Annotated in this window: 17 protein-coding genes; 3 read left to right on the top strand and 14 right to left on the bottom strand. The window is 39.9% G+C overall.

Annotated elements, in window-relative coordinates; genetic code table 11:
- Nucleotides 1–413: 413 nt before the first annotated feature.
- On the bottom strand, nt 414–1,808 hold the full coding sequence (locus I6N96_RS04675; RefSeq protein WP_209556355.1) for a 6-phospho-beta-glucosidase: 1,395 nt from the start codon (nt 1,806–1,808) through the stop codon (nt 414–416).
- 658 nt (nt 1,809–2,466) lie between these two features.
- Between I6N96_RS04675 and I6N96_RS04670 the strand changes: the two genes are divergently transcribed.
- Nucleotides 2,467–3,447 (top strand): LacI family DNA-binding transcriptional regulator, encoded by a 981-nt coding sequence (locus tag I6N96_RS04670; RefSeq protein ID WP_209556354.1) that lies wholly within the window; start codon nt 2,467–2,469, stop codon nt 3,445–3,447.
- A gap of 252 nt (nt 3,448–3,699) precedes the next feature.
- Here I6N96_RS04670 and I6N96_RS04665 read toward each other — a convergent pair whose 3' ends face one another.
- From I6N96_RS04665 to I6N96_RS04630, 8 genes are all read right to left on the bottom strand, one after another.
- Entirely contained in the window at nt 3,700–4,959 is a 1,260-nt protein-coding gene (locus I6N96_RS04665) for an ABC transporter permease (protein ID WP_209556353.1), read from the bottom strand.
- Nucleotides 4,952–5,851 carry an ABC transporter ATP-binding protein gene (locus I6N96_RS04660; RefSeq protein ID WP_209556352.1) on the bottom strand — a complete coding sequence of 300 codons (900 nt, stop codon included), beginning with the start codon at nt 5,849–5,851 and terminating at the stop codon, nt 4,952–4,954. The genes I6N96_RS04665 and I6N96_RS04660 overlap by 8 nt, the downstream gene beginning before the upstream one ends.
- Nucleotides 5,852–6,076: 225 nt before the next feature.
- Nucleotides 6,077–6,766, bottom strand: a complete 690-nt coding sequence (locus I6N96_RS04655) for a DUF2812 domain-containing protein (RefSeq protein ID WP_209556351.1) — start codon at nt 6,764–6,766, stop codon at nt 6,077–6,079.
- Entirely contained in the window at nt 6,756–7,079 is a 324-nt protein-coding gene (locus tag I6N96_RS04650) for a PadR family transcriptional regulator (protein ID WP_209556350.1), read from the bottom strand. Before I6N96_RS04650 ends, I6N96_RS04655 begins: the two co-directional genes overlap by 11 nt.
- Nucleotides 7,080–7,176: 97 nt before the next feature.
- Nucleotides 7,177–7,638, bottom strand: coding sequence for a DUF2178 domain-containing protein (locus tag I6N96_RS04645; RefSeq protein WP_209556349.1), 462 nt, complete (start codon nt 7,636–7,638; stop codon nt 7,177–7,179).
- Nucleotides 7,635–7,844, bottom strand: coding sequence for a helix-turn-helix transcriptional regulator (locus tag I6N96_RS04640; protein ID WP_086347424.1), 210 nt, complete (start codon nt 7,842–7,844; stop codon nt 7,635–7,637). Before I6N96_RS04640 ends, I6N96_RS04645 begins: the two co-directional genes overlap by 4 nt.
- A gap of 134 nt (nt 7,845–7,978) precedes the next feature.
- Entirely contained in the window at nt 7,979–9,769 is a 1,791-nt protein-coding gene (gene uvrC, locus I6N96_RS04635) for an excinuclease ABC subunit UvrC (RefSeq protein ID WP_209556348.1), read from the bottom strand.
- A gap of 101 nt (nt 9,770–9,870) precedes the next feature.
- Complete coding sequence (locus I6N96_RS04630) at nt 9,871–10,770, bottom strand: DMT family transporter (protein WP_209556347.1); 900 nt, start codon at nt 10,768–10,770, stop codon at nt 9,871–9,873.
- Nucleotides 10,771–10,910: 140 nt separating this feature from the next.
- Here I6N96_RS04630 and pdxR point away from each other — a divergent pair, with 140 nt between their 5' ends.
- On the top strand, nt 10,911–12,338 hold the full coding sequence (gene pdxR, locus I6N96_RS04625) for a MocR-like pyridoxine biosynthesis transcription factor PdxR (protein WP_209556346.1): 1,428 nt from the start codon (nt 10,911–10,913) through the stop codon (nt 12,336–12,338).
- A gap of 112 nt (nt 12,339–12,450) precedes the next feature.
- Here pdxR and trxA read toward each other — a convergent pair whose 3' ends face one another.
- The 4 genes from trxA to zapA all read right to left on the bottom strand — a co-directional run bounded on the left by trxA (nt 12,451) and on the right by zapA (nt 16,517).
- Nucleotides 12,451–12,765 (bottom strand): thioredoxin, encoded by a 315-nt coding sequence (gene trxA / locus I6N96_RS04620; RefSeq protein ID WP_209556345.1) that lies wholly within the window; start codon nt 12,763–12,765, stop codon nt 12,451–12,453.
- A gap of 250 nt (nt 12,766–13,015) precedes the next feature.
- Nucleotides 13,016–15,382 carry an endonuclease MutS2 gene (locus I6N96_RS04615; protein ID WP_209556344.1) on the bottom strand — a complete coding sequence of 789 codons (2,367 nt, stop codon included), beginning with the start codon at nt 15,380–15,382 and terminating at the stop codon, nt 13,016–13,018.
- A 97-nt stretch (nt 15,383–15,479) separates the two neighbouring features.
- Nucleotides 15,480–16,028: a CvpA family protein gene (locus I6N96_RS04610; RefSeq protein WP_209556343.1), complete on the bottom strand. Its 549-nt coding sequence runs from the start codon at nt 16,026–16,028 to the stop codon at nt 15,480–15,482.
- Nucleotides 16,029–16,046: 18 nt separating this feature from the next.
- On the bottom strand, nt 16,047–16,517 hold the full coding sequence (zapA, locus tag I6N96_RS04605; protein ID WP_209556342.1) for a cell division protein ZapA: 471 nt from the start codon (nt 16,515–16,517) through the stop codon (nt 16,047–16,049).
- A gap of 646 nt (nt 16,518–17,163) precedes the next feature.
- Between zapA and I6N96_RS04600 the strand changes: the two genes are divergently transcribed.
- Nucleotides 17,164–18,165 (top strand): NAD(P)-dependent oxidoreductase, encoded by a 1,002-nt coding sequence (locus tag I6N96_RS04600; protein WP_209556341.1) that lies wholly within the window; start codon nt 17,164–17,166, stop codon nt 18,163–18,165.
- Between the two features lie 88 nt (nt 18,166–18,253).
- Here the strand turns inward: I6N96_RS04600 and I6N96_RS04595 are convergent, their stop codons facing one another.
- The gene (locus I6N96_RS04595) at nt 18,254–22,609 is read right to left on the bottom strand and encodes a PolC-type DNA polymerase III (protein WP_209556340.1); all 4,356 of its coding nucleotides are present in this window, start codon (nt 22,607–22,609) and stop codon (nt 18,254–18,256) included.
- Nucleotides 22,610–22,667 lie beyond the last annotated feature (58 nt).

The raw sequence follows: 22,667 nt of genomic DNA, 5'->3' as shown, positions 1-22,667 counted from the left end.
TCATTGTTTGCCTGAAACAGCCTACATTGATTTTATTGTATTAGAGTAGGTCTAAGTCAACACTATTTATTAATTTTTTTCATTCAGGATTTTTGAATGGATTTTTTCTTTTCGCAATCATTAACCTGCCCCTTCTTTCCCTATGTTCTCATCTTCTCATAGCTATTTGAGTTTTTACCTATCCTTATCATAACCAGTTAAAGTTAGGTTTAGTCAATAGAAAAAAATATTTTTTTAACTTCTACTCACTGAAACATGAAAACCCAAAAACGACTACACATAAACAAGCCAAAACACCTGAAAATAGTTTTACCTATTTTCAGGATATTTTGGCTTGTTATTAGAGCTAGATTATCCATAGCTGCACCCTTCATTAGTGGGAAAGGATGCAGTATAGATTGATTTTTTCTTGATTAGTTGCTCTTCATCAATTCAGTAACATAAGCAACCGTTTCAGGTTGATCCTTTTCAATTCTTGCAATGTCATCTGCAAAGTTCGGCAGATGGTCCTTATGAGCTACTAAAAGCTCATCAAGCAATGTTCTAGCCATTGTGCCGCCAGGAACTAACGGATTGATTGTGAATGCATGTAATGCTGCACCATAGTCGCCGTCAATTGCTGCGCGAATCACTGTTTCTTCCATCGCTTTCATGTTTTGGATGATTCCACGTGCTGGTGATGGGAATGCTCCCCAGTTGTAAGGCTCATGTCCATGAGAAGTAACAGGTCCTGAAACTTCTACTACACAGTCATATGGCAGGTCAGTGATTGTTCCATTATTTTCAGTTGAAACAACCATGTCTGTACGTTTGTCGTTATAGATAGACGCAATCATTTCACATGCAGCATCACTGTAGTGTGTACCACCACGCTGTTCCAATTCTTTTGGTTTGTAATCCAATTTAGGATCTTTGTATAGCTCGAATAAACGAGTTTCAGTTTCCTTAACAACCTGTGCTCTGGTTTTGCCTTCTTTGAACTCATCGATTGAATGCTTCAGCATTTCATCTTCGATGTAGTAATAACGATGGTAACCACATGGCAACATGCCCAAATCTTTGATTTGTTCATAATGATATGGTGCATCCCAAATATTTTTCAGATGGCTTTCTTGTTCTTCTTGTGGTCCGTAGATCATATCGATCAATTCTTGTGTACGTTCTTTTCCTTCTTTGTCCCATACACGATGCCAATGGAAATGGTTGATGCCGGCAAATTTGAAGAATAGATTTTCTTCCGGAACACCCAGTTTTTCTGCTGCTTGTTTTCTATGACCAATCGGCACATTACATAAACCTACAGTTTTTTTCCATCCGCCATGCTTGATTGCTGCTTCTGTCACCATTCCTGCTGGATTGGTAAAGTTAACTAGCCAAGCATCAGGACACAGCTCTTCCATATCTTTGATAATGCCAAGAATGATAGGAATTGTACGGAAAGCTTTAAACATTCCGCCTGCACCGTTTGTTTCCTGACCTAACACACCATGAGATAAAGGAATGCGTTCATCTTTAACACGAGCTTCCAGTAAACCTACACGGAATTGTGTAGATACAAAGTCAGCATCTTTCAATGCTGCACGACGATCAAGTGTCAAATGAACTTCCCAGTCTAAACCGGCAGCTTTGACCATACGCTTCGCCATTTCACCGACAATTTCCAATTTTTCTTTTCCAGCTTCGATATCTACTAACCAGATTTCTTTGATTGGCAGCTCATCTTTACGTTTGATATAGCCTTCGATCAATTCAGGTGTATAACTTGAACCTCCACCAATTGTTGCGATTTTTAGTGCTCCTCTTGACATATAGTTCCCTCCTGGTATTTTTTCAGAGTTTACTCTGATATCGTTTACATTTACATTCTAATTTGTGGGAATGTTCCCATGTCAAGCGCTTTTATAAAGTTTTTTATTTTCTTTGACAGACACCCTATTCCTCCCCTTACGCGATTGAAGTCTGTGATTTTATCCAGTATACTAAAAGAAAAGCTGAACAAGTCGTTTAGCTCATGAGCGATATAGGAAAATGATTCAGTGATGCTTTCTATCACTGAAATCAGTTTGTCTTATCGTCGATTGAGCTGACTTGTGAAGCTGGATCAAAGAAAAGCGGAATGAACTCGGGCAGCTCCCGAACAATAAGAAGAAATTGACACGTGGTGCTCTTTACCACGAAACAATTGCAGCTTATTGTTGAGAGGAGCTAGTTCATGAAGCTAGACAAGAGAAAAAGCGGAACAAGTCGTTTAGCTCATGAGCGATATAGGAAAATGACTCAGTGATGCTCTCTATCACTGAAATCAGTTTGTCTTATCGTCGATTGAGCTGACTTGTGAAGCTGGACAAAAAGAGCTAAGCAAGTCATTTAACTACAAGCACCATAAAATACTAGATTAGTACTTGATCTATTTTTTTCTTCATACACTATAAGCATAATCAAATCAGCTTGGAGGCGGATCAATCAATGCCAACAATCATAGATGTTGCAAAAGCAGCAAATGTGTCAAAATCAACAGTATCCAGAGTCATTTCCGGAAATGGCTATGTTAGTAAGGAAAGTCGTGAGAAGGTTTTAGAAGCCATGGACAAGCTAGCTTACTCTCCAAACTTGATTGCAAGAAATCTGCAAAGTGGAGAAACTAAAACGATTGGCTTTTTAGCACATGGTTATTTTGATCTTTTGGGAATATTTTTGAGTAATTTCATTTCTATTGCAAAATCATACAACTACTATGTAACAGTTTATTTCACAGATGGGGATAAAAGGAAAGAAATCGATGCACTGAATCAGATGAAATACAAACAGCTTGATGGCATTTTTATTCTGACTAGAGCCAATGACTGGGATGTGATTGAACCTTATACAAGATATGGTCCTATCTCCACTTGGCATAGGATAGATTCTCAACGAATTTATTCTGCTTATGTCGATCATTATTCCGGCTACTTTCATTCGTTGGACTATCTTTATAGTAGAGGATATAAGAAAATTGGTCATGTGATGGGCAATCCAAAAAATCTAAATACTAAAGCTCGTATCAAAGCAATCGACAGCTTTTATAAAAAAGTTGGGCTGGAAGTCAATCATGACTGGGTGTTCTACGATCCTATGCGGGAAACCAGCGGTATCAAGCTGGCTTATCAATGGCATCTTATGGACGATAAACCCGAAGCTATGGCATTTTATACAGACTCAGTAGCAGCAGAATTCATATCGGAGCTGCAGAATCTTGGCTACGTGGTTCCAAAAGATGTTGCTGTTATCGGATTTGACAATAGCCAAGTCAGCAAACTGATGCACATGACCTCAGTCGACTATTCCATCAACCATCAAGCGAAGAACTCATTTATCCATATCTATAACGAGTTAAATGAAGCCTCTCTTTTGCAACGACCTTTAGATGTTGAGCTTATCGAGCGCCAAACTACACCACCAAAAAAATGACTATACTCAGAGAAACCTGGACAAAAAGAGTCCAAGAATTGTTTCACATCCCAAGTTCTCTCATAATATAAAAAAGAGGCTGAGCCAGAAGTGTTTAGCTACAAGCAATAAGCCGGAATTCACGAAAATTGTTTCACAAATTTTTGTTGAATTCCGGCTTATTGTCGTAGGAGCTACTTCTGACTCGCCGTTTATTCGGATTTAGGGTATGGAAAAGAGTGGCAACAGATTATTGTCCCACTCTCGTTTATTTTATGCTTTTTTCTCGTTTCTCAAAATTGAAATCGACTGTCTTAATGATTTCAACATACCACCCTCACTGTAAACCAACACATTGGATTTATACAATTTCGCTGAAAATAGCGTCAGTAAAATTCCAAAGATCAAAAGAACAGCGAGTGAAATCATTCCTTCAGCTATAGATGCTGTTTCAGTAGCCAGACGAATTGGCATAATGAATGAAGATATCAGCGGTACATATGAAGTGATTTTTATAATGATATTTTGAGGATCTGCTGCTCCTAATGACAGACCAATGAAATATCCGATCATCGCCAGATAAATGATTGGCTGTACCGCTTTTGGCGTATCCTCCGGTTTTGAAACCAAAGAGCCGCATAAAGCTGCCAATACAGAATAAACAAATATTCCCAATACGATAAACGCAAGTGTAAACCATAGGAAGCTGCCTAGAATCATATCCAACGAGAAGCTCGTCAGGAATTCCTTGACGATATCCAAATTTTTAAACTGATTATATGCAACCACAGCACCTACTGCGTAAATCAGAATCTGTGTGAAGGCCACCAAGATAACCCCAGTCAGTTTTCCGTAAAAGTGTGTTTGTGCTCTCGTACTGGACAGGATTACTTCCATGATACGCGTTCCTTTCTCAGATGCAATTTCCTGAGCGATGATTGACGCATATGTGATGATAATGATCCATAAAACTATTGTAAGTGCAAAAGAAATCACAGATTGGATCGCAGTATTATCTACTCCGGTAGTCATCTTCCCATCTTGATCAAAATTGACTTTGGACTTTTCAAAACTTGCCGGCTGTTGCAGACTTGCCACTTGGTCAGCAGTTAAATTCAGTTTTCCGGCATTGATAGATGATTGAATGCCGTTCAGTAACTGTTGAATTGTCAAATCTGTTGTAGAGCCTAAAGTAGATTCCGAGTATAGAGTACCCTTAATGTCGCTGTTCTCTGTATCTAATACCAGAAAAGCTTCTATATCACCATTTTTCAATTGCTTTTCAGCTTCTTCTTGAGAGGCTGCTGACTTGAACTCAAAATCATCCATCTCTACTTGACTCAGCTGTTCAACTAACGCAGCATCATCTGAAACAATAGCAATTTTATCCGGTCCTGAGAAGCCTCCGGAGAATGTAATCGCAGCATACATGACACCCATCAATAGAAACGGTGCCAAAATCATGATTAGAAACGACACAGATTTTATATTTTTCTTATATACATCTCGTGCAATTACCCAAAATTTATTCATTTGGTTCACCTGCTTTCATCTTGAATATCTCTTCTAAGGTAGGCGGCTGTTGATTAAACATTGGAATGTAGCCGAATTGAGTCGCACGAGCAAAAATTTCTTCGCCGGCCTTTGGATCACTCAAAGTCGCATCCACGATACCATCACCACGCGTAACAGCTGAGACCACTCCATCGATCGCTGACACTTCTTCAGCTGAAAGTGAAGATTCTAAAAAGACCTTTGTTCTGCCAAAGCTTTCACGAATATCATGGACTTTACCATTAAGTACAATCTTACCGCTGCGCAACATCAATAGATGATCACAGATTTTTTCAACATTATCCATATTATGACTGGAGAAGATAACACATGAACCCTTCTTCTTCAACTCAATGATTCCATCTTTCAAAAGCTCTGCATTTACTGGATCCAATCCACTAAATGGTTCATCCAGAATAACCAGCTTTGGTTCATGGATGAGTGTTGCAATCAGCTGAACCTTTTGCTGATTCCCTTTAGAAAGTGATTTTACTTTGTCAGATTTCTTCCCTTTAACTTTGAATTTTTCCATCCATTCGTCAATTTTTGGTTTGATTTCCTGTCTGCTTTTTCCTCGCAGCTCTGCAAAATAAATCAGCTGTTCTTCAATACTTACTTTTGGATACAAGCCTCTTTCTTCTGGAAGATAACCAATATCGTTATAGTCTTTTTCATTTAATTCATGTCCATTCCACAGCACTGTTCCGCTGTCCTGAGTCAGAAAATCTAAAATCAGACGAAAAGTCGTCGTTTTCCCAGCCCCATTTTGCCCAATCAGACCTAAAATTTTGCCATCCGGGATATCAAAGGAAATATTATCTACTGCCGTGAAATCACCAAATGTTTTTACCAAGTTTTTAACTTCTAACATTTCATACCCTCCTGCTTCAAATGCTTTTTCTATTTGTAACTATCGATTTCCCATCCCGATCTAACAGAGGTGTCAACCACCACCATGTTCATGAGAAACGAATAGATAGTTTACGACTATTTCCGTGTCTAAAAGTATGACCACTTGCTCCTTAATGATTCATAAGTTCTCTCTTAAAAGCTCTTCAACTCTTTTTTCGATCATATCTTCTATTCCCATTATCCTTTAAAAATCCACTAGCCCTGTGAAAGCCATTAAAGCACCAATAACCGCACCAATGACCATCAAGATAGCAAGGTCCCGCACATATCTCTGCTTCTTTGCAAACTGTTCCGGCCGATCATAGAATTTCCTTCGATCTTTATAGATGACTAGAGAAAAAATGACATTGATGATAATTGATAGCGGCATGGCCGTTAGGAACGTTCCAACAAAGAGCAGAAGCATCCTTGTTGAAAAAAAGAGTGAATTATGCGGGATATCCCATTGCCCCAGCTTGACATTCAGCCAAAAGAAAACCAATCCAATAGGAATACACAATAGGTTCCGCCAGAACATCCACATCCATTCCTTGTACATCCGTAAGCCATAGCTTTCTTCGTCTGAATAAATTGTTGGTGTACACGGATCTGCTTTAAAGTAAAAATACTTTCCCTTATAAGCAGTGATGCACTCCCAACCTGCTTCTTCATAAAAGCTCAAATACTCGCTGATATCCGTTTTGGAACCTGAAAAAAAATCGACAGAGAATTTCTTGTTCTCAGGATCCGCTTTGGAAAACTTCAAAAGTCCAAACGCATTCAATTTCTGAAACGCCCAACCTTGTTGCGCCTGCTTCTTCAAAATTTCCATTTCTTTTTCCGGATAAAAAGCAACACCCCGTGAAAAAACATATTTTTTTCCATTAATGATCATGCTCTGTTCTCCTTCTCTCAGCTACTAAAGATTCGCCTGCCTGATAAAGAAGCTTCCTGCGATTGATGTCTCTCTCCAATATCTCTAAGCCAAGATCGGTAATCAGATAAATCTTCTTTCGTTCATCATTCTCTTCTAAAGTAATATAATTGCTCTTTTGAAGCTTTTTCAAAATTGTATACATACTTGCCGGTCCAATTGATACTCTTCCATCAGTAACAACATTGACTTGCTTCATGATTGCGTAACCATGCTGCGGCTGAAGCAATGCCAATAAAATCAAATAACTAGAATCTGTCAGTGTGTCTTCCATTGAGATTCCCTCACTATATCATCTTTAGATATATCATCATACGATATATCGCTTAGTGATATAATAGCGAATATGTTTTCTACTGTCAACAAATATTTTACATTTTTCTCTGATAATAAAAATAGAAAATAAGGTACAACAACAAATATGTGCTCAGCATTGCAGCTGAAACAACACTATATATAGGGTTCACAAACGCTGTTACAATGGTAAAAAGAGCTAGTAAGAGAATAAATACTCTCAAAGCAGTAATCAGTGCCCGATTATCAATGGCAATATTTCGTTCATCAAATTCCTCTAGCTTATTCTTCTCCATTTTTTCTTTATTATCAAGCATTTGCTTATTCTTGAACGATAAAATAACTCCGATGAAAATCAAGCCTACACCAAACCCTTTCGTATAGGAAGAAGCATGGTTATCGGAATCCAAAAGTAATGTCGATAATCCTGAGATTAGAACACCTGCGGCAATCATCGCCATAAATAATTTTTTTCTTTTTTGAAGGATCTGCTTATAGTCCTTATTACTTCCTGAATTGAACTTCATCTCGAATTTCATATATTTTCCTCCTCTAAATCAAATACAAATATTTCCTCAATCGTCTGATCAAAGAATTGAGCAATTTTATGCGCCAACACCAACGAAGCATTGTATCTGCCGTTTTCCAGCGAGATAATCGTTTGTCTGGTTACACTAACTGCATCTGCCAATTCGCTTTGCGTGATTTTGTTTGCTTTTCTTAGTTCCTGTATTTTATTTTGCACATGACTGCCCTCCTTATGAAGTATAGCTAGCTTTACAAAAAAAGTATAGCTCACTTTACTAAAATTGTAAAGCCAGCTATACAAAAAAATGAAATAAAACAGGGTATCTGCTTATTACCGCAGATACCCTGTTTTTAGTTCGATTCTTCACTGATTTCATGGAGATGGTCATAGACATTTTGAGCGACATTCTTTGGAAGTCCAGCTGTTTTCAACTCTTCGACAGAAGCAGCTGTGATATTCTTCAATGATTTGAATTGACGCAGCAGTTCTTTTTTACGTTTAGGTCCTAGTCCTTCAATATTATCCAGCTTGGAAGCAAAGCTGCTTTTACTTCTCAACTGGCGATGGAAGGTGATCGCAAATCGGTGAACCTCATCCTGAATACGCTGCAGCAGAAAAAATTCCTGAGAATTTCGTTCTAAGGGAATCACTGACAGATCTGAACCGAAAAGAAGCTCACTGGTTTTGTGTTTGTCGTTTTTTGCCAACCCGGCAATCGGGATATCCAAGCCTAATTGATTCGCCAAAACATCTCTTGCGACATCGACCTGTCCCTTACCACCATCAATCACGATCAAATCCGGAAATGGCAGACCTTCCTTAAGAACACGGGAATAGCGTCGATAAATGACCTCTCGCATTGATGCATAATCATCTGGACCTTTAACCGTTTTGATTTTATACTTTCGATACTCCTTTTTGGCAGGCTTTCCATCAATAAAGACAACCATTGCAGAAACCGGATCAGTTCCCATGATATTCGAATTATCGAATGCTTCGATCCTTATCGGTACAGGAATATTCATCGCATCGCCTAATCGTTCAACAGCACCAATTGTACGCTCCTGCTTTCGGACAATCAAATCAAATTTTTCTCGTAAAGCAACAGTTGCATTCTTTCCTGCCAACTGAACAAGCTTTTTCTTCTCTCCACGTTGAGGTTGAATCACTCGTGTTGAAAGCAGGGCCTCGACACTTTCTTTATCAATATTATCTGGAATCAGTACCTCTTTCGGAATAAAGTGTTCATTTTCTTGATAGAATTGACCGATAAATGTTAAGAAATCGTCTTCTGCTTCATCATAAAAAGGAAAGATCGATACATCTCGTTCAATCAATTTTCCTTGACGGACAAAAAAGACCTGTACGCACATCCAACCCTTATCCACTGAATAGCCAAAGACATCCCTGTCAACCAAATCAGCATTGGTCATCTTCTGACGTGTCATGACTGTTTCGATCGACTTGATCAGGTCACGATATTCCCCTGCTTTTTCAAACTCCATCTCTTCAGCAGCCAAGGACATCTTGTCCTCAAGCTGTTTTTGAATCTCCGGATAACCGCCATTGAGGAATCGTCTTATTTCTCCAACCATCTCCGTATATTTTTCCTTTGGAATGTCAAATACACAGGGAGCCAGACACTGCCCCATATGGTAATACAGACAGACCTCCTTCGGCAATACCTTGCATTTGCGCAAAGGGAATAACCGATCCAATAGCCTCTTAGTATCGTTAGCAGCTTTAACATCAGGATATGGGCCAAAATACAACGCTCTATCCTTCACAACTTTTCTCGTAATCAAGAGTCTTGGATAAGCTTCATTAGTTATCTTAATAAAAGGATAGCTTTTGTCATCCTTCAGCATGATATTATATTTTGGATCATTTTTATGAATTAGATTGATTTCTAATAGTAACGCTTCAATATTTGATTCTGTAACGATATATTCGAAATCCTCGATTTCACTCACGAGGCGTTCCGTTTTAGTATCATGACTCCCTGTAAAATAGGAGCGGACACGATTTTTTAAAATTTTGGCTTTTCCTACGTATATGACTGTGCCGTTTTTATCCTTCATAAGATAGCAGCCCGGCTGATCAGGTAGTAATGCCAGTTTGTTCTTTATTCGTTCATTCATCTGCTTGTCCCTCACTTTGCTATCTGTCCTATTATAGCATGGCACATCTAATTGTGCGAGAAAACGGGAATGTACGTTCTTGATTTTAGATGACAGTTTCCTTAGTCCAATTGTTTCTGAAATACAGACGTACTCTCCTTCGTGTACTGTGCTTTTACAAGATAGACACCTAGAATGACCACAGCTATGCCTGCCATCTCTTTCAAAGTGATGCTTTCTCCAAAGAAAAAGAAGGAGTAAATTGATGCAAGCGCTGGCTGAGCCAAGCAAATGATCGATGACAGATTGACATTGATTTTCCCTTGGCAATGGGCTAGTAGATTATGGCCGATGACCTGTAAAAAAATCGTTAACCCTAATAATGGCCAAAGATCGGCAAATGTCAAAGGAATTTGAATTCCCTCTGTTACTCCTGCAGTAAGAAATAATGCTGCAGTAGTCCCAATCCCACTAATAAACATGATGACACTACTAGTTAGACGATCTCTGAGATGATAGCAAATCAATAAAAAACCAGCATAGAAAAAAGATGCGCAAAGAGCTAAAAAATCGCCAAAATAGTTTTCCGGAGCAGGCACAGCTTTTCCGCCAATCAGCAACAGCACCCCTAGTAATGTTATCCCTGCCCCTACGAGAAAAAAACGAGGTATCTTCTCTTTAAAAAAAATATACGATAAAGGAACAACAGTAAATGGTGTCAAATTCGTCAATAAATTGGCATTGGCAACGGTAGTATACGTAAAGGAAAGATTCCACAAAGCGATATCGCCTGCAAGAAATACCCCTGCAAAAATCAGCAGTAGCCAATCTTTCTTGGATACATACTTTAATTCCTTGTAAACAAACATCAATAACAGCGGCAACGAAAAAAGAACACGATAAAACCCTGTGTTGATTGGCGCCAGTTGACTGAATTTCACAAAAATTCCACCGGTTGCCAGAAAAGCAACAGCTCCCAATTCCAATAATATATAGCCAGTCCGGTTCTCCCTATTTTTCATACTAGAACACTCCTTCTTTTTGCGACCATCCCCTATTGCTTGATGGACTAATATTTTTCTATGATATACTATAGATGGCTCTATCAAAAGCACCACTAAGCAATATTTTTACCATGCCACCTAAGAAAGGAAGCGACTCTATGATTTTGTTAGATAAAACAGCAAACGAGCCCCTCTATCTCCAAATATATCAACAGATAAAAGAAGAAATCTTAACAGGGGGATTGAATGAGGGGGACTGTCTAACTGGTAGTCGAGCGGCTGCCAAACTACTTAATGTCAGTCGTCATACGGTAGATACCGCATATAGTCAGTTAGCCGCTGAAGGATACATTGCAGCAAAAAAAGGATTAGGCTTTTTTGTTCAACCAGTTCCTTCTCTTCCTAATCTTCCATCAATAAACAACAATAAACAGGTATCGCCTACTATCAAACGGATTGAGCAACAGAAGAGTAACGATACAGAAATTCTCTATGATCTGACCAACAGCAGTCATACAAGTAATCTTTTCCCAAAAAAAATCTGGCAGCGCTATACAGCGGAATGTCTGGAAAAGCTCTATATTGAAGAGAAAATTTCAACTTTACAGGATAAGCAAGGCGAGCTCTTTTTACGTGAATCACTGAGTCGTTATCTTCAACGAATGAGAGGTGTTCATTGTCATCTTGATCAAATCATTCTAACAAGCGGGACTCAACAATCATTAGACTTCCTATGCAAGTTACTTTCTACTTCAGCTTTACCTGTGCTGATGGAAGAACCTGGCTATAATAAAGCAGTTTCAGTTTTTAGAAACAACGGCCGGAACATACAAACTGTCCCCGTTGATGAACAAGGTATTTGTATACAAGAGCTACCTGTAGTTCCTGAAAATACACTGCTTTATACGACTCCCTCCCATCAGTTTCCAACTGGCGTGACTTTACCGGTCGGGCGACGCCATGAACTGCTGAACTGGGCTTGTAAAAACAGCAGTTATATTATTGAAGACGATTATGATAGTGAACTACGCTATTATGCAAAGCCGATTCCAGCACTTCAGTCAATTGATACCCATGATCGTGTCATTTATTTGGGCACATTTTCAAAAGTTCTTTCCCCGTCACTAAGAATGAGCTATATGATTTTGCCTCCTCAACTAGCTGGAGAATACCGACGTATGTTTGCTGATTATAACAGTACCGTTCCCTTATTGAATCAATACATCGTCGCAACCTTGATTGATGAAGGAAAATACGATCAACATGTTCGTCGTCTGAATCAGATTTTTAAAAAGAGATTGAAGGTATTCACTGAACTGCTTGCTGGGGTCAGTGATAATTTGAAGATCTCCAGCAATGGGAGCGGCCAGTATTTTCTATTGACGTTTACTGCTGGTACACAACAGGATGAACTAATTGAGGCTGCAGCGAAAGAAGGTGTAAGAGTTTACTCCACAATGAACTTCTGGCAGGAGAAAGCGATCTGTCCACCTAATACACTGTTTTTAGGCTTTAGTAAAATTGAGCTGGCAGATATACCAGATTGTGCACACAGGCTCAAAGTCGCTTGGAAGAAATGGCTATGAATCTTTTTTATATCAGGATAGCTAATACAGCAATAGATATACAAAAAAACGAGCCTTCTCAAAATGAGAGACTCGTTTTTCCAATTTATTCTCGCAGCTTTCCTGCAGATAATTATAGATATTTACCGACTACGTCAGTTAATTGATCTTTTGAATGAACGCCAACCAGACGTTCGACAACTTCACCGTCTTTTTTCAACAGTAATGTCGGGATACTCATGATTCCGAATGAACCTGGTGTTTCAGGATTTTCATCTACATCCATTTTCACGATTTTCAGTTCGTCTTCTTCATATTCACCTGATAATTGATCCAAGATCGGTGCTTGCATACGACAAGGGCCGCACCAAGTTGCCCAGAAATCAATTAGGACCAATCCTTCGTCTGTTTCAGCTGCGAATGTTGCATCTGTAATTGCTTCAGCCATCTTTCATTCCTCCCATTTCTAAATACATGTATATTATAGCACTTAAGATTTTGATAGACTATTTTTCTGCTTACAATTAGTAAGAGAATCCGCCTATCACGCGCTTTACAGCTCAAAAAAATCAATAAGCACTCTTTCATTCAACGGATCTTCCTTTTATCTCCATGTACAAATCAGAGCGGATTTCTCGAACTCGTTCATCTTTAGATGGGTCAGCTGCTGGCTTTATCCAGAAAGTTGCCCATACTTATTACTTGAACTTAACGATCGTTGCACCATTTCCACCTTGATTTGCCGGTGCGAACTCAAAGCCGCTCACGCTGCGATGATTCTTCAGGTAATCTGTGATCCCAGTTCGCAAAGCTCCAGTTCCTTTTCCATGAACAATCGTTACTTGTGGATACCCAGCCAGAATAGCAGCATCCAAATATTGATCGACCTCTGCCAGAGCTTCTTCATAGCGTTTCCCACGAAGATCCAATTGATTCGATACATGGCTTGCTTCTGCTGAACGAACAGCGGTAATTCTTTGAGGTGGTTCCTTTTCCTTACCAACAAGGGTCATGTCTGCTTCATCAACTGTCATTTTAAGAATCCCCAGCTGCACCTGCCAACTATCCGCACCAGATTTCTTCAGCAAAGTCCCTCGCTGGCCATAAGTGTTCACGATCACTTCGTCGCCTTCTTTGAGCTTCTTTTGTTCCTTCGCTTTCTTTAGCACCTTATTCTTTTCTAAATGGTTTTCTTCATGATGCAGATTGGAGAGCTTTGTTTTTGCATCAATCAATTGATGTTCTTTTACGCCCCCCTGATTGCCGCTTTCCAGCTGCAGCTTACGGATATCAGAAATGATTGTTTCTGCCTCATCTTGTGCTTCGCTGACTAACTGGTTGGCTTTCTTACGAGCCTTTTCCATTTCTTTATCTCGCTCGTCAACAAAATAATCATAGGCATTTTTCAACTCACGATGAAGTGATTGAGACTCCTCAACAAAATGACGAACCTCCAAATATTCGGTTTCTGCCATCTTCCGTCGGTTCTCAAGATCAGCAATCATTTCATTCAAGTCTTGACTTTCCCCATCCATGATCTGCTTAGCTTCACTAATCACTGATTCTTCTAAGCCCAAACGGCGAGAAATCTCAAATGCGTTACTTCGTCCTGGGACACCAATCAGCAACCGATATGTCGGACTGAGGGTATCTACATCGAACTCCATGCTGGCATTGATTGTTTTTGCACGATTGTAGCCGTAAACCTTCAACTCCGGATAATGCGTCGTAGCAACCACATAGGCACTCTTACTTCCCAGTGCATCCAGAATAGAAATGGCTAACGCAGCACCTTCTTGAGGGTCAGTTCCTGCACCTAGCTCATCAAATAGAACTAAGCTCTGATTATCTACTTTACCTAGAACATCTACAATATTCGTCATATGTGAAGAGAATGTACTCAAGCTCTGTTCAATAGACTGCTCATCACCGATATCTGCAAAAATCTCTTTGAAAATACCGATCACACTTTCCTCATCCGCAGGAATCGGTAATCCAGATTGGCCCATCAACTGAAGAAGCCCTAAGGTTTTTAAAGTGATCGTCTTCCCACCAGTATTCGGACCAGTAATAACGATGGCCTGATATTCGTCGCCAAGCATGATGTCATTAGCAACCGCTGACTCCGGATCTAAAAGCGGATGTCTAGCTTGCTTCAAATATACATGATTTTCCAGACTCAATGCCGGAACAATTCCCTTCAAGGCTTTCCCAAAACGAGCCTTTGCATTGATGAAATCAAATTTTCCGATTACGTAAGCATTATGGAGGATCTCATGCTGATAAGGGACCAGCTCGGCAGAAAGCTCTGCCAGTATCCGTTCAATCTCATTGCGCTCAGCAATTTGATGCTGACGCAGACGATTATTTAATTCTACAATTTGTTTTGGCTCAATGAACAGTGTCTGTCCTGATGAGCTTTGATCATGAACCACCCCACCGAAAATCCCACGGTACTCCTGTTTTACAGGAATCACATAGCGTTCATTTCTCATAGTGACGATGGCATCACTCAGATAGCGAGCATTCTTCCCTCGAACGATCCCATCCAGTTGTTCGCGAATTGTCTGTTCGCTTTTTCGGATACTGTTTCTAATGATCTTAAGCTCTTGAGAGGCCTCATCCTGTACATAACCATCTTCAGCAATTGCTGCTTTCAATTTTCTGTTCAGCTCCGGAATGGTCACTAGCTGTTCTGTCCATATATATAAACGAAACAGTTCGATTTCACTATCCTTTAAATCATCAAAGAAACGTACCAATTCACTGGTTGTTGAAAGAACTCTGCCGATTTGAGCCAGCTCAAGACCATTCAAGTCAGCTCCAATTTCAATTCGCTTGATATGGGGGCGAATATTTTCCAGCTTCGGTACAGGTACACCACCACGTAGTCGCTGCACCTTTACGCCATCTTCTGTTTCATTCAGCCACGATTGGATCGTATCGCTATCGTCACTTGGCATCAGCTTCTCTACTTCTTCAAGCCCTTGAGCAGTAACAATATATTCGTTCATCAATTGTTTTACTTTATCAAAGTTAAGCGTTGATAAAATCTTTTGATTCATTTGTTCACCTTCTATTCCTTTATACTTCCATCTGTAACAAAAAAAGCTGAAACAAAGAGCCTGTCGGGCATTGTTTCAACCTTCCATTCAACTTTTGTTAGTTAATCATCTGCTCTACCCATAGATTATAGATTTGTTTAGAAAATATTGGTGTATCCTTGATCATAAATTGAGCCAGACCACTACTCTCAAACTGATTCTGAATAAAATCCACCGGGATCATGGAGACAGCATTTAAAACCAGAAACATTCCAACATATAACACTACCATACTTAAAACACCACCGGCAACCCAGTCGGCCTGTTTTAGAATCGGCATAAAGGTCAGACCACGTGCAAAAATTGCCGCAAATCGAACAATCAGCCACCCAATAAACAGAATGATCAAAAACGCAACTGCGCCGTAAAAGGCTTGATCCAATTCAAGAACAATTTCCTGATTGAAAAACACCAGCTTCGTTTCCTGTGTCGCAGAAGGGTAGGGAATGTATAATTCTAAGTGTGACGCCAATGCTTTATAATTGCTTTTCGCTACTTGATAAGAAATCAAGTACCCCACACTATATAAAATTTGTAAGACAAATCCTCTTTTAGCACCGCTGTAAAATCCAGCCGCTAAAATTATAAGTATTAGTAACGTTAACATTCTGTCACCCTTTCAAGCTTAGTTTTCCTGGGGTTCATTTGTATCTTGAGAATCTTGGGTCCCTTTTTTCTGAATCTGCTGTTTACGATTCTCATTCAGGATTTGCTGTGCTTCCATGTGATTATGGATTTCAACATCTTCCTGCCCATTTTTCTTCAATACACCCTTTGCTTCTTCTTCGATCGCTTCGATTCGCTTGATTCTATTTTCAAGTTCAGTAATTCTGATTGTACGACGCTTTAACTCTTCAACTTCTTGTCGCAGCTTCAGAACTTCCTCTTGTTTTTTTAGTTGATCAGAGACAGCATTGACAGCTAAAAGGACAGACGCTTGTTCTGTATTGGTCTGAGGAGAGATATGTTTGATTTCTGCCAACTGTTCATTGACAATTCTTGTAACCAAGTCCATATGCTTTTTGGTTTCCTGTCCAATAATTGTATACGTGTGATTCGCTATCATTGCTTTGTATCTTGTCTTATCTTTTGCCATATTTTTCTCCTCCTGTAAATAAACCCGTAAAGCTGTATTATACCATGAAAATCACAGGACATGAAATAAGTTCATACCTGCCTTATACCCTGCAAACAATATTCCAAAAGCTGCTTTTTCGAAAACAAATCGACGCAAATCAAAAAGAAAGGAAATACTCTGTAAATTATTTCTTCTCGCTAAAATTATTTGCCATTTGCTCACGCCTCTGCCTTATTAGAACAATCCTTTCTTATTATATGCTACTTGATAAAAAAATTAAAGGTTTAAAAAGATTATTCTATTCAGCTTTAGACATAACTTAACACTCTTTACTTGGAAAAGAACAAAAAATTCCGTAAAATAGGAAAGGCTGAACAGACTGGGCAACTTCTGAACAATATAGGAACTTGACTCAATGATGCTCTTTATCATTGAAAGCAAGTTATCTTATTGTTGAAGAAGTTAGTCTGTGAAGCCGGACATCTGGAAAGGCTGAATGAACTCAGTCAGCTTTCAATCCATAAATTTAAGTCTGGTATATACTGATTTTTATCACGAGACAGACTTCAATTTATGATTTTAAAAAACTAGTTCATGAAACTAGACTATAAGAATAACCGCCCGTCTACACAGCTCATAAGTAACATAGGAAAGGAAGCTTTTTATGAAAATTTTTATTTACGGTATAGGAAAAAAAGAACAACCTGTTGCTGCACAATGGGCTGCAGAGCATAATGTAACACTAGAAACTAGTGATCAGGAACTGAACGCAGAGACGATTATCCTCGCAAAAAATGCAGATGCAGTCTCTTTTCAGCAAATGGCTTCAGTCCATGACGAAGCTGTCTATCAACAAATGACAGAATACGGTATTCGTTTCTTATCTACCCGCTCAGCCGGAATCGACGGCTTATCCAAAGCTTACCTAAAAAAATATAACATTAAAGCGGCGAATGTGCCAGTATACAGCCCCCGCGCCATTGCTGAACATGCACTTACACTAAGCTTTATGCTGCTTCGGCATATTCCTCGACTCATGCAAAGAGAACAGCAGCAAAATTTTGTTCTTGATGGATTGATTGGTCGAGAGATCCATGATTTAACAGTCGGAATCATTGGAACCGGACATATTGGCTTGACTACTGCCCAACTTTTCAATTCGTTAGGCGCAAATGTCATTGCCTATGATAAATTTCCGAAAGAACATGTTGAAGAAACACTGACCTATTTGCCAACAATTGAAGCGGTCGTAGAAAAGGCAGACATCATCAGTCTCCACACACCTTACACTTCTGAGAACCATCATTTGATCAGCGAAAAACTACTTAATTTGATGAAGCCGGAAACTTTGATTATCAATACTGCCCGTGGTCCGCTTGTTGATACTAAAGCACTTTTAACAGCTCTACAAGCTGGAAAAATCGGCGGTGCTGGACTGGATACATTGGAGAACGAGGATTTGTATATAAATAAAACAAAGGCAGAGCAAACGAGTGAGCATCCTTATATTGCTGAACTTCTGGCATTGGATAACGTCATTGTTAGCCCGCATATCGCCTTTTATACTCTTGAGGCATCAAAAATCCTGATGGAAAGCTCTTTGAATAGTCTCTATGAACTGGAGCAAAACGGGCAAACAGATAGTTTGATTTCACTTGAAGAATAGCCGCAATAAAGACAACTCCCCTGTAAACCATGTATCACGGTTTACAGGGGAGTTGTCTATTCTTATAGATTGTTTTATTGACTTCCTCTTACAGCATATCAAACAAGGACAATTGATTTTCGTCCGGTAAGTCCTTAAGAACGCCATTATCATTCATATATTCGATCAATGTCTTGGAAACTTTTCCTCGAGTAGCCAGATCTTCTTTCGACAAAAATTCACGATCTTCTCTTGCTTCAACGATTGCGTTTGCCACGTTCTGTCCCAAACTCGGTACAGCACGGAAAGGCGCAATCAATGTGTCTCCATCAATTACAAAGTTTTCTGCATCAGATTTATACAGATCGATCATGCTGAATTTATAACCTCTTTCCAACATCTCATTGGCGATTTCCAATACTGTCAACAAGTTCTTCTCTTTCGTAGAAGCTTCAAGTCCCTTATCTTGGATTTCCTTCATTCGTGCTTTAGTCGCTTCTTTCCCTTGAGACATCGCAACTAAATCAAAATCATCTGCACGAACGGAGAAATATGCACAATAATAAAGAATTGGGAAGTACACTTTGAAATAAGCAACACGAAGCGCCATCAATACATAGGCAGCCGCATGGGCTTTCGGGAACATGTACTTGATCTTCGAACAGGAATCGATGTACCAATCCGGTACATTGTTTTCACGCATGGCTTTCAAATATTCTTCCCTCAATTCATCAGGAATCTTATTCCACAGCCCTTTACGCACTGTTTCCATAATCTTAAACGCCATACCATCATCTAATCCAGCATGGATCAGATAAACCATGATATCATCCCGACAACCAATTACTTCAGCTAGGTTTGCTTCACCTCTGCGAATCAGCTCTTCCGCATTCCCCAGCCATACATCGGTTCCGTGAGATAGACCGGAAATCTGCAGCAGCTCTGCAAATGTCGATGGGTGAGTTTGCTCAAGCATCCCTCGAACAAACCGAGTCCCAAACTCAGGAATTCCCAATGTACCCGTCTTAGAAAAGATTTGGTCAGAATCAACGCCCAACACTTCTGTTCCCTCGAATATACGCATAACTTCAGGATCATCAGTCGGAATCGTTTTAGGATCGATTCCAGATAAATCCTGCAGCATACGAATCACAGTCGGATCATCATGTCCTAGTATATCTAGCTTCAATACATTATCATGGATCGAATGGAAGTCAAAGTGAGTCGTTTTCCATTCTGCATTTTGATCATCTGCAGGATACTGGATTGGCGTAAAATCATAAACATCCATATAGTCGGGGATAACGATGATCCCCCCGGGATGCTGCCCAGTCGTTCGTTTTACTCCAGTTGATCCTTTAGCCAAACGATCGATCTCTGCCGCACGAAAATGCAGATTATGATCACGTTCATATCCCTTTACAAATCCGTATGCAGTTTTATCCGCCACGGTACCAATCGTTCCAGCACGGTATACATACTCTTCTCCAAACAGCACCTTTGTATAGCCATGTGCTTCTGCTTGATAGTCTCCGGAGAAGTTCAAATCAATATCGGGTACTTTATCGCCATGGAAACCAAGGAAGGTTTCAAATGGAATATCATGTCCATCCTTGAAGAGACGAGCGCCGCATTTCGGACAACTCTTCTCCGGCATATCAAATCCCGAACCATAAGAGCCATCTTCAAAGAATTCTGAATACTGACAGTTTGGACAATGATAATGAGGCGCCAATGGATTAACCTCGGTAATTCCAGTCATCGTCGCAACAAAGCTGGAACCAACAGACCCACGAGACCCTACTAAGTAGCCATCCTGCATGCTCTTATGCACCAGCTTTTGAGAAATCAGATAGATTACCGAGAAACCATTTCCGATAATACTGTCCAGTTCCTTCTTCAAACGTTTTTCAACAATATCCGGTAATGGATCACCATAAAGTTCTTTCGCTCGCGAATAGCTCAAGTTACGGATTTCATCCTCTGAACCAGGAATTTTCGGTGTATATAGATCATCCTTGACTGGAGTGATCTCTTCACACATATCTGCAATCGCATTTGTGTTTTCAATCACGATTTTTCTCGCTGTTTCTTCCCCAAGAAAATTAAAGGCCGTCAGCATTTCATCTGTCGTTCTGAAATGAACTGCAGGTAGACTGTGACGATTCAAAGGATTTGCGCCGCCCATCGACCCAATAAGAACCTTCCGATAAACGCTATCCTCTTCATTCAAGTAATGAACATTCCCAGTTGCAACCACTGGCTTATCCAGTTCATCACCGATTTTGATAAGATTTTTGATGATTTCCTCTAAATCAGCTTCGTTTTTAACTAGCTCCTGCTCCAATAATGGTGCATAGACCTGCTTAGGCATCACTTCAATGTAATCATAGAATTTAGCTCGATTTTTTGCTTCCTCTACCCCTTTTTGCATCATTGCTTCGAAGACTTCACCGTTGGAACATGCTGTTCCAATAATCAGCCCTTCACGCATCTTATTCAGCTGGGATCGTGGAATCCTAGGAATCCTGAAGAAGTAATTGACATTCGACATAGAAATCAGCTTGAACAGATTTTTCAATCCTGCTTGTGTCGTTGCTAAAATCGTCGCATGAAAGGGTCTTGCTCGTTTGTAAGAATCTCCTTCTCCAATATGCATATTCAGCTGATCATGATAGAACATCTCATGATTTTCCTTTGCATCCTTCAAAAATATCCAGCATAGATGTCCTGTTGACTCTGAATCATAAATCGCTCGGTGATGCTGCTCAAGGTTTACACCGAACTTCTTGGAAAGAGTATTCAGGCGGTGGCTCTTAAAAGTCGGATGCAAATAACGTGAAAGTTCCAATGTATCAATAACAGGATTTTCCGCTTCCGGAATTCCATATTTACCATAGCTCGTATTTAAGAAGCCCATGTCAAATGACGCATTATGGGCAACCAAAATCGTTCCCTCGGCAAATTCCTTGAACATCTTTAGGACTTCTTCTTCAGATTTTGAGCCTCGCACCATTTCATCGGTAATCCCTGTCAGGTTGATCGTGGTCTGTGACAATGGATGTCCCGGATCAATGAATTGCTCAAATGTTTCTATAATATTTCCCTTGTGCATTTTTACTGCAGCAAGCTCGATGATCGTATCATAGACGGCTGACAGCCCTGTCGTTTCCACGTCAAATACCACATAAGTTGCTTCACTTAATTCAATATGTGCTTCATTGTAAGCAATCGGCACACCATCATCGACGACATTGGCCTCAATACCATAGAGAATCTTCACTCCGGCCTTTTTCCCGGCACTATGCGCATCAGGAAAACTCTGGGCACCACCATGATCTGTGATTGCAATTGCTTTATGTCCCCATTTACCGGCCTGTGCAACCAAATCGCTGATATTATTAGTAGCGTCCATCGTGCTCATATTACTGTGTAAGTGAAGCTCCACTCTCTTTTCACTTTCAGGAAGATAATCTTTTCTCGTTTCATGTGCGACTTCCATCAAGTCCTGAGCATTCATGACCAGATCCCGCATAAATGTATCTTCTTGAACGCTTCCCCGTACACGAATCCAGCTTTTAGGTTTGATTGCTTCAAAGACTTGCTCGTCCTTTTCCCCATTCGAGAATTTTTTCACGATGAAGGAAGAAGTATAGTCCGTTATTTTCAAAATCAATATTTTACGTTTAGAGCGCAGCTCACGTATTTCCTTATCAAAGATAAATCCTTCGATCGTGACTCTACGTTCTTCTTCCAGTATGTTAGCCATTGGCAGAACTGGCTCGTCACTTGGGATATTTCTTCCCAACTTCACCGGCCCATCAAGAGTCCCCACAGAGGACTGCTTTTCTTTTTTTCGTTGTTCATGTTTGACAAGAGACTCTGCAGCCTGCTGTTGAAATGCTTCTGCCTGCTCCTGCTTTCTTTCCTCGAACAGCTTCAGAACACGTTCCGCCTGCTGCTGGTCCATCTTTGGCTCAATATGAAATTTTTTGAACCCGTACTGGGTATACAAATTTTCAATGATTGGCAGATACTGCTGTTTCAAATAGGAAATAACCGCTTCATTATCGACTGGCAAAATAACCTTCTGGTCTTGAATCAAAGGTGTCTGCTCTTTGACCACACGCTGAACCAGAGGTGATTCACACTGACTATTCAAAAGTGCTAACTGCCAATAATCAACAAGCTGCTGTTCTGTATATGTACCGCCATTTGCTGTATGAATCGTTACCGAAGTCGCTGCAATCTGCTGAAAGCCAAGCTCAATATGCTGAATCAAGGACTGATACAGCATCATCGGTAGGATTTCCGGCATTTCTAAATGGAACTCCCACAAGCGACTCTTTTGATGAACGAGTACTTTTTTGATTTTCCCTTCTTTTAGAACGGGATGTTCTCTTTCAGAATCTTCTAATTGGATCTGATCCAATAATTTTTTAAATAAGTCTTGTTCTTGCTCCAAAAATCGAACCTCCTCTTATTACTGCATATACCTGCGAATAAAAAGACCTTTCCCATAA

The organism is Enterococcus larvae (assembly GCF_017830045.1).
Lineage (GTDB): Bacteria > Bacillota > Bacilli > Lactobacillales > Enterococcaceae > Enterococcus_L > Enterococcus_L larvae.
Note: the sequence above shows the minus strand (reverse complement) of the source record. Positions and strands in the feature narration are given on the sequence as shown.